Genomic DNA, 12,962 nt, shown 5'->3' with positions numbered 1-12,962 from the left:
CGCACGTTGAGGCGAGAAACCGGGTTTCTTGGTAGATATCTCTTTGAGAATCTTAGATTTTTCTGAGAAACCCGGTTTCTTTGCCTAAGTCCTATAATTATTTAACAACTTAAAATTACTGCCCTCTATCCTTGGGACATATTTGATATCCACATTAGGAATATCTCCAGCTATGGCAGCTACAATCACGGGCACAATCAAAGTCAACGTAAGTCGTGGTGACTTCGCGGGTGTCTACATAGGTGACTTTTCCTATGACGATACACATCTGACCAAAGTAGGCTCGGAGTTCATGACCATCAATGGTGGAAATGGAGATCGACCGGGACTGCTATCTTTTAACTTTAAATTTTTGGACTTGGCTACAGGTTTAACTCCTGTCACTTATACCGCCAGAGATGTTAACGAATATCCAGACTATCCACTTTTGGTTTTCTCAAACGGCATTCCCATTCAATTTGCCATAGAAGTTTTTTCTGCATCTGGAAAGGACGCATTTGCGTTCTACGATCCCAAGATATTTCTTTTCGCCTTCCGAAATGGAACTATTGGAGGTGATGGGGATGTGACTTTAGAAATTAGTGAACATACTTTTTAACTATTAACCGTTAACTGCTTATTACGATCGCGAATTAAATCAGGCCCGCGAGAAGTCCCCAAACGAGTCGCACCCGCCACAATTAAATCTACAGCTTGCTCGTAAGTACGAATTCCTCCTGATGCTTTAATACCCACGCGCCCTTTCCCAAGTTCATCCAGCAGACTCACATCTGCAACTGTAGCCCCGCCATAGAAACCAGTATTAGTTTTCAGATAGGTGACACCCGCATCCATACAAATCTCAGCCGCCAGTCGCTTCTCCGCTTCAGTAAGTAGCGCTGTTTCTAAAATTGCCTTGACAATTAAGCCAGTTTCATCGCAAATCTCGGCAATATCGCGGTGTAATTTGTCAGTTTTTCCAGCTTTTAATAAACCTAAATTGATGACAACATCGAGTTCAGCAGCTCCATTTTCTGCCGCTTCTTGGGCTTCGTAGAGTTTGGCTGCTGAGGTTGTTGCTCCGGTAGGAAAGGCAATTACACTACAGACTTTAGGGTGTTTACCGTGTAGAAGAATGGCCGCTTCACGCACGTAGAAGGGATATACGCAGACTGTGGCGAACTGAAATCGATCTGCTTCTTCACAGCACTTTGTCAACTGCTCTGGCGTAGCAGCCGGATTGAGCAGGGCGTGGTCGATAAATGGGGCAATGTCAATGTCTGATTGGATTGCTGTCATTAAATGGCGATCGCGCGTAGACTTACAACCTTAGCATAGTTCATTTTCGATCGGACTTACGCTCACAGTACCGCCGCCCTGGCGGCATTACAAATAATTTTAATGCTGAGCTACAGCGACTAATTTGGAAAATCCTTCCCTTCTCAGTGAAATTACGGTTTAATTTTATAGATATTTGGAGATAGAATCATCCTTAAGATAGATGTTAAAGTTATGAACCTAATTCACAACATGGAAGCAGCGTGGTTTTACCATCTCGGATCGCGTCACCTGGAAGCGAACAACAACGATGAAGCCCTTAGCAGCTTTGACAGAGCTCTCAATTTACAGCCAGACGACTACAAATGTTGGTTCGGGCGGGGTATGGCGCTAGGGAATTTGGAGCGACATCAGGAAGCACTAACCAGTTTCGATCGGGCACTGGGATTTCGACCGAACGCGAGTTTTGGCTGGCACAACCGCGCGATCGCCTTGGGCAATTTAGGTCGCCATGAAGAAGCTCTAAACAGCTTTGACAGAGCGCTAGAATTCAATCCCTACGCCGCGAATATTTGGCATAATCGGGGGCTAACGCTGATTCATTTAGGGCGCTGTGACAAAGCGATCGCCTGCTTTAAGCGCTCTCTAGAATTGCAACCAGACGCTAGTTGGGCGTGGTACAACCAAGGTAAAGCGCTATTGCACCTCAACTGCTACGAACAGGCGCTCAACAGTTTTGAGAGAGCGATCGAATTCAAACCCGATGATGCTAGAGCTTGGTATAACCGAGGTCTTGCACTCAAGGGACTAGGTTATTATCACAAGGCAATTATTAATTTTAATCGAGCCTTGGATCTTCAGCCTAACTATGACGAGGCTTGGTACGAACGGGGACTCGCTTGGGGAAAATTAGGCGGCTTAGCTCAAAGGAATAACGCTGCAAAAACAGAAGTTGATTTGCTAGAGAATGATTATTTGAGTTGGTACAACCGAGCTGTAAACTTAGCAGAAAACGGTTATTATTGGGACGCAATAGATTGCTACAGCAAAGCTCTAGAAATTCATAGCACTTTTGCGGATGCTTTTTACAACAAAGCTTGTTGTTATGCGCGGCTTGGCTATTCGGAATTGGCAATTGACAATTTGGAACAAGCTATAAAATTTGCTCCTGATGTTTATCGACAGTTAGCTTTAAGTGAGTTGGATTTTCAGGCTATCAGCGCTGAAGAACGGTTTGATTCGCTGCTGGAAGGTTAAATAGGGCTTGCTGAATAATTGCTCGAATTTTATCCATCTTTTTTCACTCTGGAAAAATAAAAATTAGCGCCAAATTTTCAACTGTAGATCGAGCAAGGATTTGAGCATTTATTTTCTAACAGAATGGCTTAAATCAAGATTTTTGGTAAAAGTCTTATGCTATTTTTGCCTATGAGTCCGATTTAGCTGAAGCGATCGCATCTGGTCTGGAAACTAGGGCTGGGCGAGGACAGTATGCTGCCCTTGCCGTTTCGGTTTAATTAGATGGAGCTACTTATTTAACTAAGCTTGAATATATCGATCGCTCCTGTTATTGGTTTGCGATCGATTATTCAGCAAACCCTAATTAACCTTCCTCAACTACAGATTCAGCTTCCACACTCACAGTGGCATCACTAGCGCTTGTTTCCACATCATCTTCCTCATCCTCATCCTCATCCTCAATAGGAGTTAAACTGCCTTCAGGAACGAGTTCAATTGTGCTGTGTTCTTCCAACCATTTGAGAGTTTTGGTTTTAAGCAAATCAGCTTCGACGACTTCCCGCAATCGGTCTGGATCTACATCTTTATCCTTAAGTTGAGACATTACTTTTCTCTCTTCTTTGAGAATTTCTGCTTCCTCAACGGAGATGGATTCCTGTTTGGCAACTTGTACTAAAGCGAGAGACTGTTTGATCCGCTCGATCGCTTGGGGGCGCGATCGCTCCCGAATCCCTGGTATATTTTCCTTAGTAAAGAACTGCGTGATGTCAATCCCGTAATTGCTTAATTGCATTGCCTGCTGAGTCATCAAATACTCAACTTCGCGGCTAATCATTGTTTCTGGGATTTCCACTTCTACTGTCTCTTCCAAAGCTTTGAGCAGAGCTCCTTCCTTATTGGCAGTAATTTTGCTCTGGTGCTCTTCTTGAAAGCGTTTTTCCAAAGATTCGCGCAATTCTGCTAGGGTTTCAAACTCGCTGATTTCTTGAGCGAAGTCATCGTCTAACTCTGGCAACTCTTTTTCTTTGAGCTCTTTGAGGGTAATGGTAAATACCGCCGACTGGCCAGCTAACTCTTGATTGCCGTACTCTGCGGGGAAATCTACGGCTATTTCTTTGGTTTCTCCAGGGTTCATGCCAATAATTCCAGCGATGAAGCCAGGGATAAATTGGTTTTCCTGTAGTTCAACTTGAAAGTCTTCGGCTTTACCGCCGGGGATTTCTTGGGGTTCTTCGCCTTCAGGTGCAATGGCAAATCTACCTTGAAAATCCAATAATGCCATATCTCCCAACTGAGCCGCTCGACCTTCTGCGGGAATTAAAGTAGCTTTTTCGGCTCGGTACTGTTCTAACACCCGATTGACTTGCTCTGCATCGTAATTGACATCTTCTGCTTTTAGCTGCAAACCAGTATACTCTCCCAGTTTAGCTTCCGGCTCTACATCAACCGCAGCTAAAAATGTCAGCGGCTGTCCGGGTTCAAACTGGTTGAGCAACTGCTCAAATTCGGATCGGAGTTCAAAATTACCGATCGCCTCAATATTTTCTTGCTCTATTGCTTTCTGGAGGGATTCATTAATCAAATCTTCCAAAGCTGTAGCTTTCAGGCGAGTCTGGCCCAACCGCTGCAACAAAATATGCCGGGGGACTTTGCCTCTGCGGAACCCAGGAATGTTGAGGGAGCGTGAAAATTGCTGTACTACCTGTTCGTAGACTTGTTTTGACTTTTCGGGTGTAATTTCGATTTCCAGACCAATTTGGCTGGCTGGAAGCTTTTCCTGGGTTACTTTCATCGGCTTTTTATGGTACTTAAAACAATACGCTTGAAGAATTTTCGCGCAAATGCGGTGGGTGCGGAGGGGACAATAGCCCTAGAGCAGGAAGGCATGAAGGCAGAAGGCAGAAGGTTAAAAGTCTGATTCCTCATACTTTTCAACTTTCTCACTGGCGATATGACTGCCATACTGCTCTCGTTAGATACGCTCTCATGGAGTAGTGCGATTTTGCGATCGCCTCCAACTCAAAGCAGAGAGATCGTTGCCTGCTACACTAGCGATAGATATAATCTGGACGTAGCCATTTAGCGATCGCTGCTCCAACTCCGGTTAACTACACTAAGTTATGGTAACTGATCCTGCACTCCCCTAACATTCAATCGCTTTACCTTGAGTAAAATCGTTATTTTAATTTCAGATTTCGACCTTTTAAGCCCAAACCATCGGAGGAAATTAATTTGCCCCAATCCTATCGAGTTGCTATTCTAGGAGCAACTGGCGCAGTCGGCGCAGAGTTGCTGGAGTTATTGGAAAGCCGAGACTTTCCCCTTGCTGACTTGAAGCTGTTGGCTTCTGCACGTTCCGCTGGTACAACTCTCTCCTTTGCTGGCGAAAAGTTACCTGTAGAGGCTGTAGGCGATCGCTCTTTTGATAATGTCGATTTAGTCCTCGCTTCAGCGGGAGGCTCTATCTCTAAACTTTGGGCCCCGAAAGCTGTGGATGCTGGTGCAGTAGTCATTGACAATTCCAGCGCTTTTCGGATGGAACCAACTGTTCCCCTAGTTGTGCCAGAGGTGAATCCAGAGGCGGCGGCAACTCACCAAGGTATAATCGCTAATCCCAATTGCACGACAATTTTAATGGCCGTTGCCGTTTGGCCGTTGCACCAAGTTCAACCAGTAGAGCGGATAGTTGCTGCCACTTACCAGTCTGCCAGTGGTGCCGGCGCTAGAGCAATGGAAGAGGTGAAGACCCAAGCTAGGGCGATTTTGCAGGGTGAAACACCCAAAACTGAGATTTTCCCCTATCCTTTGGCCTTTAATTTGTTTCCCCACAATACGAAAATCAACGATTTAGGATATTGTGAGGAAGAAATGAAAATGGTAAACGAAACCCGCAAAATTTTCGGAACCCAGGATATTAGAATTACGGCAACTTGCATTCGGGTTCCCGTACTCCGGGCGCATTCGGAAGCGATTAATCTAGAGTTTGCGAAGCCTTTTAGTCCGAAATTAGCTAAGCAGATTTTGAGTCAGTCTCCCGGAATTAAGCTGGTAGAAGATTGGGAAGCTAATTATTTCCCGATGCCTGTGGAAGCTAGTGGTAAGGACGAGGTATTAGTAGGCAGGATTCGCCAAGATATTTCTCATCCCTGTGCTCTGGAACTCTGGCTTAGCGGCGATCAAATTCGCAAAGGGGCGGCATTGAACGCTGTGCAAATTGCGGAATTGTTAGTGGTTAGTGGTTAGTGGTTGGTTGTTAGTGTAAAACAAGGAACTAGGAACAATAGACAGCTAACAAGGAACAATAGATGATGAATAATTAACAACTAACAACTAACAACTAACAACTAACAATTATGAAGAGTGTGGTAAATTTTGGAAGGGTTCTGACTGCAATGATTACACCGTTTAAGGAAGACGGTAGCGTGAATTATGCAGTAGCAGAACAGTTAGCAGTGCATTTAGCCGATCGCGGCAGTGATGGAATAGTAGTCTGCGGAACCACAGGGGAATCTCCCGCTCTTACGTGGGAAGAAGAATATAATTTATTTCAAGTCGTGCAAAAGGCTGTAGCCGGAAAAGCGAAGGTAATTGCAGGGACGGGATCGAATTCTACTAGCGAGGCGATCGCAGCGACGCAAAAAGCTGCTAAACTAGGACTAGATGGATCATTACAAGTAGTTCCCTATTATAACAAGCCGCCGCAGGAAGGTTTGTATAGACACTTTAAAGCGATCGCTTCTTCTGTTCCAGAATTGCCTATAATGGTGTATAATGTACCTGGACGCAGTAGTGTAAATCTGCTACCAGAGACCGTCGCTAGGTTGGCAGAAATTCCGAATATTGTAGCTGTCAAAGAAGCCAGTGGCAACTTAGATCAAGCAAGTCAAATTCGACGCATCACGCCCCCTGAATTTCAGATTTACTCTGGGGATGACTCCCTAACGTTGCCGATGTTGGCAGTTGGGGCTACCGGCGTAGTTAGCGTGGCAAGCCACATAGTAGGAGAGCAACTCCAACAGATGATACAAGCTTTTGAAGCTGGTCAAGTCCAAGTCGCTACCCAGATTCATCTGCAACTTTTCGACCTGTTTAAAGCTCTTTTTCTTACCACAAATCCCATTCCTGTTAAGGCACTTTTGGAACTCCAAGGCTGGAATGTTGGAGCCCCCAGACTGCCGCTGTGTGAAGCGTCAGAGGAGATAGTTAAAAAGTTAAAAGATGAGCTTAGCAAGCTAGGTATGCTTTAGCCAGTTACAGGGGCAAAAACGAGTTTTCAGACAACTGAATAAAATAGTTAATGGTTAATAGCTAATGGCTAATAGCTAATAGCTAATGGCTAACAGTTAACAATTAATAATTAACTGTTACAAATGACCAATGACCAACTACAATGACCAATTACCAATTACTAATTACCAATGATTAATCCCAGATTACCGATTACGAAAGATGCAATGTTGAAAGATTCAATGATGCGGATGACCAAAAACTCAAGCGAACCCACTCTCAAAATTATCCCCCTGGGCGGACTCCATGAGATCGGCAAGAATACCTGTGTTTTCGAGTACGAAGATGAAATTATCCTCCTAGATGCAGGATTAGCTTTTCCCAGTGACGGAATGCACGGCGTAAATATTGTTCTCCCAGACATGACTTATCTGCGAGAAAATAAGGAAAAAATCAAGGGTATGATCGTCACTCACGGTCACGAAGATCATATCGGCGGCATTCCTTATCACCTCAAACAATTTGAAATTCCAGTAATTTACGGCCCTCGCTTAGCGATGGCATTACTATCTGGCAAACTGGAAGAAGCGGGAGTTTCCAACCGGACGGAATTAAGAACAGTTAGACCTCGCGATATAGTGCGAATTGGCAAACATTTCTTAGTTGAATATATTCGCAACACCCACTCAATGGCCGACAGCTTTACAGTGGCAATTCATACCCCAGTGGGAGTTTTAATTCACACAGGAGATTTTAAGATCGACCACACCCCAGTAGATGGCGAGTTTTTCGACTTCCAAAAGCTGGCAGAGTACGGCGAGAAAGGTGTCCTCTGCTTAATTAGCGATTCAACTAACTCCGAAATACCTGGATTTACGCCTTCAGAAAGGTCTGTTTATCCTAACCTCGACAGAGTTTTTGCTCAGGCTCCTGGTAGGATCTTGGTGACAACATTTGCTTCATCTGTACACCGACTGCAAATAGTTTTAGAATTAGCTAAAAAGCATAATCGTTATGTGGCAGTGGTGGGGCGTTCGATGTTAAATGTCATTGCCCATGCTCGCAATTTAGGATACATTAAGTGCGAAGATAGCATCTTCCAACCCTTAAAGGCAGTCCGTAATATGCCTGATGAAAAGTTAATAATTTTAACTACGGGTTCCCAGGGAGAACCGATGTCGGCAATGACGCGGATTTCTAACTGCGAACATCAAGAGATTAGGATTAAAAAAGGCGATACAGTAGTGTTCTCAGCTAATCCGATTCCAGGGAATACGATCGCAGTGGTGAATACGATCGACAGGTTGATGATGCTGGGTGCAAATGTAATTTATGGTCGCGATAAAGGCATTCACGTTTCTGGGCACGGCTGTCAGGAAGACCAAAAGCTGATGATTGCGATGACAAAACCCAAGTTCTTTTTGCCGGTTCATGGCGAGCACCGGATGCTGATCCAGCACTCGAAGACGGCCCAGAGTATGGGTATCCCGGCAGAAAATATGGTGATTATCGACAATGGCGATGTCGTGGAGTTGAATCAAAATTCCATCTCCGTTGGCGGTAAAGTAGCGTCAGGGATTGAGTTAGTCGATGGTTCCCGTGCGGGGGTCGTTAAGGAAAACGTGCTTAAGGAACGTCAGCAATTGGCTGAAGATGGCATTGTAACAGTGGCGGCTGCTTTAGGTTGGGAAGGCAAATTGATCGTTAAGCCTGAAATTCATTTGAAGGGTGTAGTCACAAATGTGGAGCGATCGCTGTTACAACGGTTGATTACGCAGACGATTGAAACTGTGTTGAGCGATCGCTGGTCAGAATTTGCTAAACCTGTCGGGTCAAAAGTTGAGGTTGACTGGGTGGGAGTGCAGACGCAATTAGAACGAGCGATTCACAGGCTGCTACGTCGGGAAATTCAGAGTAATCCCTTGCTGGTATTTTTGATGCAAAATCCAGAAGATGTGGGGGCGGCGGAGAAACCTAAAGTTACTCAGGAAGAACCGGAAGTTAAGCTTACTGGTCGGCGACGGCCTCGGACTGTTACGAGAGTTGCTTCTTAACAGGTTTTAAGGGGAGATGAACGCAGATAGATTTAGCGATCTGTCTGCGTTTATTTTTTGTTTATTAAGTAGCTCCACCTAATTAAACATAAGATAAGGATGGCTAAAAAGCTGACTGTGTAAACATTCTTCCTTCTCTCCTAGATAACTAAATCCTTCTTCCTTCGATTTACTATTCCTCTGGAGACTTTAATTCAATCGTCAGATTCGGCAAACCAGAAAGCTTTTCCGTCTCTGGGATATTTTCAGCTAAGGGTACAATAATCGTTAATCCTCCTGGCACGCACTCAATTGACAGCGGAGTATTACCAATAATTTCCCCATCTAAGACAACTTTTTGAGGCGGATCGGTAGTAATTTTAACCTGTTTTGCTCGCAAATAACCAATGTCATCTCGTTCAACAGCACTCCCCCTCAAAGCTGTTTGTAATAAGTGGTAAGAAGCTGCGATCGCACCTGCGGCATTCGCAGGTGCTACCACTGTAATATCGAGTAAACCATCATCAACAATAATTCCCGCCGGCCCTTGAGCTAAAATAGAAGTAGCCGGTGCTGCATTGGCAACCGTTACGGCAGCAGCAGTAACATTAATAATCTTATCTTCAGTTTCAATTGTCGTCTCAAAACTCTCCATATTGTTCAACTGTTTAATTCCCGACAGAATGTAAGCCAACATTCCCCAGCGATTTTTTGACTCTCGATCCGCCTGTTCTACAGTTTCCGCCTCAAAGCCAACTCCTGCTAACAAAACCATTGGTTCTTTACCATTGCACATTGCCGCATCCACCACCCTTGTTAGCCCTCCTAAAATCACTCCGCAGGCTGATTCTATGGTAGTAGGAATTTCTAAAGCATTAGCAAAAGCATTCGCAGTTCCTCGCGAAATAATTCCTAAAGGGATATTACTTCCTACTACCGCCGCTGCTACTGCTGATAAAGTACCGTCACCCCCAGAAGCAATAATAGTTTCTGCACCTCTAGAAATAGCTTCCTTGGCAAGTTGAGCCGCGCTGATTTCAGGAGTAGTCATCCAAATTTCTAAGTCAATCACAGGGTCTAAAAGTTCTCGAATTTTCGCCAAATCTTGATCGGGGTCACTTTTACCAGCAACGGGATTAAAGATTAGGCAAGCCGAACGTTTTTCACTCATTTTTACTTAATTTTAAGTTGATTAAATAACTAAATCCCCTGTCCCCCGCTCATGGCTCTAGAAACCGGGTTTTTGAGATCGTCTGTGGGTCACGCAGAAGGCAGAAGGCAGGAGGCAGGAGGCTCTTATGTAGAAAGTAGAAGTCACAATGAAGTATTTTCGTAAAAAACCCGGTTTCTTTGGTTGGGTGCGTAAGTCCTGATTGGTTGAGAAATTACTGACTTATTACTATTTTATAAGTCCTAGTAAAGCTGAAGCCATAACTTATTCAGCAAGCCCGAACTAGAGCCTGTGCAATGCCGATTCCGTCTGATTCCATCGGCCTAGAATCCTATGCAAAATTAGCCGGATCTTGATCTCGCCGATGCTTGAGCAAAATCGGAGTACCTTGACCATCACCCACCAAAGCCGCCGTTTCCTCCAAGGCTTCCCGCAATCGCTTGGCGGCGTAAATCGACATATCGCGGGGTACATTCACGCGATCGCGCAAATAGCGCAAAGCCGCATCTGAACCAGCCGGCGGCTTACAAACTTCGCCTGTCATCATCAAGGTTAAAGCACAGCGCAAAGCTTGATCGAATAAATTGTCGTCAGCAGGGTTGACGCGAATGATGTTGCGGCGGTGCTTAATGACGCGATGGAGTGCTTCAGCGCGGGCGGTTTCCTGTTCTGGGTACATCGCATCCGGGAGTCCAGCCCAAGGCCCATTATCGACGCGGGCTTTGTTGAGCAACATTTGCGGTTCGCCGTTTTCATAACAGCCGCCCATTTGAGGGGGTAAATCGTGGACGTGGGTGTGGAAGTCGCTTTGAGTGCCGCGATAGGTGGGGCGGCTTTCCATCGCTGCAAACCAGTCAGCAAAGCGGGGGTTTTCTTCGCGCATGGAGTAGCCTTTGTAGTAGTAAAGACTGGCATTCATGCGTTCGACGTAGGGCGTAAAGATGACATCGGCAGTCCCAAATTCTTCCAGAAAATAAGGCCCAGGAGTGCTAGCCAGGGCTGCTTCCACTTGGGCGACGATATTAATAAATTGGTTGCGGTTGTGCTGTTCTACTCTAGCTGAACTGGCGGGGTAGCACAGCCAAGAGCACCAAGCTCTAAACAGCAGTCGCTCTAACCGCCGCAGGGAAATGACTGCGGGGTTTTCCATGCCCAAACCCAAGGGGCCATAGATTCTTTCGAGGGCGATTAAGATGTCGTCGCTTTCGGTGATGATGCGGCCGTCTAGTTCGATCGCGGGTAGCATTCCCGACGGCACTTTGCGCTTGTACCAACTTTCTTTTTCCCCATAGCAGAACATGGTAACTTTGTCAATACGATAGGGAATTTGTTTTTCTTCCAACCACAACCAGATTTTTTGGCAATAGGGACACCAGGCGTGGTTGTCGCGGTAGAGGGTGACTCGGACATCGGCTTCGGTTTGTCCGAACAGGCGCAGGCGGGATTGAGCGTTAGTTGGCCCGTTGATGCGATCGATTTGAAAGTCTGTGAGGGCTTCTAATTCTGTCCAGCTTAGGGGGGTGGCGATCGTTGTGGTGGATGTCATGGGTAAATTAGTGCTGATGATGGTTCCCCAAAATATAGACTAATATAGAACTTTTCTTGGTCGCGATCGCTCTCAAAGCTCGTCCAGTCAGATTTGGTTACATGGCCGATAGTATCTAGTTTTTAGTCTTTGACTTCTAGTACGAACAACCCCCGGATTGGATGTAAGATAACACCTATTGGCATCAAGGAACATCAAACTCATTCGGATAATTCCCTTCGTGCTCAACGCCTTACGGCATCAAAGGTTTAATCACGCTATTCGTGATTCTAGCTAGCCGCCGCTTCTTTAGTGCTCAACGCCTTACGGCATCAAAGGTTTAATCACGATTTGAATTTGCCTAGCGATCGCGCACCTTTATCCTGTGCTCAACGCCTTACGGCATCAAAGGTTTAATCACGGAAACTTAGGGATGCTGACTTGATAGAATGGGTGGGAGTGCTCAACGCCTTACGGCATCAAAGGTTTAATCACTCTAAACACTCTGCCATCCAATAATAAATGATCGGGTCTAGGTGCTCAACGCCTTACGGCATCAAAGGTTTAATCACCATTGACCAACCATAACCACACAAAGGAGGTGTAGTGCTCAACGCCTTACGGCATCAAAGGTTTAATCACTAAACCCATTGCGTTAGCCGGCCACGCGCTAAACATATGTGCTCAACGCCTTACGGCATCAAAGGTTTAATCACCAGAAAATTAAAACAACAGGAGGTAACAAACAAGCCAAGTGCTCAACGCCTTACGGCATCAAAGGTTTAATCACGCCCAGGCAGCCGGCCTAAGAAAGAACGGGTGAAAAATAGTGCTCAACGCCTTACGGCATCAAAGGTTTAATCACTGGGAGGCTTTTCCTCCGCCTTTTTCGCTGGTTTTACGTGCTCAACGCCTTACGGCATCAAAGGTTTAATCACCTCTAGCTCAAATTCAAATCCTTCCGTAGGTGTTCGTGCTCAACGCCTTACGGCATCAAAGGTTTAATCACGGTTTTGTCTCAAAATCCGGCATTAATAATTTAACTGTGCTCAACGCCTTACGGCATCAAAGGTTTAATCACGTCAGCATCGAAGTTATACCATTTAGGCAATTCATGTGCTCAACGCCTTACGGCATCAAAGGTTTAATCACATTCGTCTTCGGGGCGAATTATCTTATGGAGTGTCTGGTGCTCAACGCCTTACGGCATCAAAGGTTTAATCACTAGAGTGACAAGGTGTGTCAAAGCAGTTGTTAGCGAGTGCTCAACGCCTTACGGCATCAAAGGTTTAATCACTAACACCATTTGTAAGGCATTGCCCATCGCTTCTATGCGTGCTCAACGCCTTACGGCATCAAAGGTTTAATCACAATTCCCTTTTGCCGAAATGAGGGAATCTCTTTACGTGCTCAACGCCTTACGGCATCAAAGGTTTAATCACAGCGGCGGCTGAAACCTTTACAGGACAACCACCTCTCGCCCATTTTACAAGCACCTCCACTCAATAGC

Annotated in this window: 10 protein-coding genes and 1 CRISPR repeat array; of the genes, 6 read left to right on the top strand and 4 right to left on the bottom strand. The window is 45.4% G+C overall.

Features of this window, described 5'->3' with window-relative positions:
* Window positions 1–172 precede the first annotated feature (172 nt).
* Entirely contained in the window at window positions 173–598 is a 426-nt protein-coding gene (locus OSCI_RS13385) for a hypothetical protein (RefSeq protein ID WP_007355510.1), read from the top strand.
* Here the strand turns inward: OSCI_RS13385 and deoC are convergent.
* Window positions 595–1,278 carry a deoxyribose-phosphate aldolase gene (gene deoC / locus OSCI_RS13380; protein ID WP_007355509.1) on the bottom strand — a complete coding sequence of 228 codons (684 nt, stop codon included), beginning with the start codon at window positions 1,276–1,278 and terminating at the stop codon, window positions 595–597. The two genes, OSCI_RS13385 and deoC, sit on opposite strands and share 4 nt — an antisense overlap.
* A gap of 213 nt (window positions 1,279–1,491) precedes the next feature.
* Between deoC and OSCI_RS13375 the strand changes: the two genes are divergently transcribed.
* On the top strand, window positions 1,492–2,514 hold the full coding sequence (locus tag OSCI_RS13375; protein ID WP_007355508.1) for a tetratricopeptide repeat protein: 1,023 nt from the start codon (window positions 1,492–1,494) through the stop codon (window positions 2,512–2,514).
* Between the two features lie 346 nt (window positions 2,515–2,860).
* Here OSCI_RS13375 and tig read toward each other — a convergent pair whose 3' ends face one another.
* Complete coding sequence (tig, locus tag OSCI_RS13370; protein ID WP_007355507.1) at window positions 2,861–4,288, bottom strand: trigger factor; 1,428 nt, start codon at window positions 4,286–4,288, stop codon at window positions 2,861–2,863.
* 159 nt (window positions 4,289–4,447) lie between these two features.
* Between tig and OSCI_RS31975 the strand changes: the two genes are divergently transcribed.
* From OSCI_RS31975 to OSCI_RS13355, 4 genes are all read left to right on the top strand, one after another.
* A complete protein-coding gene (locus tag OSCI_RS31975) occupies window positions 4,448–4,579 on the top strand; it encodes a hypothetical protein (RefSeq protein ID WP_267879542.1) in 132 nt (43 codons plus the stop codon).
* Window positions 4,580–4,728: 149 nt separating this feature from the next.
* Entirely contained in the window at window positions 4,729–5,739 is a 1,011-nt protein-coding gene (locus tag OSCI_RS13365; RefSeq protein WP_007355506.1) for an aspartate-semialdehyde dehydrogenase, read from the top strand.
* A 110-nt stretch (window positions 5,740–5,849) separates the two neighbouring features.
* Window positions 5,850–6,743, top strand: coding sequence for a 4-hydroxy-tetrahydrodipicolinate synthase (dapA, locus tag OSCI_RS13360; protein WP_007355505.1), 894 nt, complete (start codon window positions 5,850–5,852; stop codon window positions 6,741–6,743).
* Between the two features lie 231 nt (window positions 6,744–6,974).
* Window positions 6,975–8,777, top strand: a complete 1,803-nt coding sequence (locus tag OSCI_RS13355) for a ribonuclease J (protein WP_026103728.1) — start codon at window positions 6,975–6,977, stop codon at window positions 8,775–8,777.
* 172 nt (window positions 8,778–8,949) lie between these two features.
* Here OSCI_RS13355 and OSCI_RS13350 read toward each other — a convergent pair whose 3' ends face one another.
* The gene (locus tag OSCI_RS13350; RefSeq protein ID WP_007355503.1) at window positions 8,950–9,927 is read right to left on the bottom strand and encodes a YegS/Rv2252/BmrU family lipid kinase; all 978 of its coding nucleotides are present in this window, start codon (window positions 9,925–9,927) and stop codon (window positions 8,950–8,952) included.
* Between the two features lie 331 nt (window positions 9,928–10,258).
* Window positions 10,259–11,473, bottom strand: a complete 1,215-nt coding sequence (locus tag OSCI_RS13345; protein WP_007355502.1) for a glutathione S-transferase family protein — start codon at window positions 11,471–11,473, stop codon at window positions 10,259–10,261.
* Between the two features lie 220 nt (window positions 11,474–11,693).
* A CRISPR array of direct repeats spans window positions 11,694–12,894; the repeat unit is 36 nt; unit sequence GTGCTCAACGCCTTACGGCATCAAAGGTTTAATCAC.
* Window positions 12,895–12,962: the final 68 nt, after the last annotated feature.

The sequence above is a fragment of the Kamptonema sp. PCC 6506 genome (assembly GCF_000180455.1).
Classification (GTDB): Bacteria; Cyanobacteriota; Cyanobacteriia; order Cyanobacteriales; family Microcoleaceae; genus Kamptonema; species Kamptonema formosum.
This window is presented reverse-complemented; position numbering and strand designations above follow the sequence as displayed.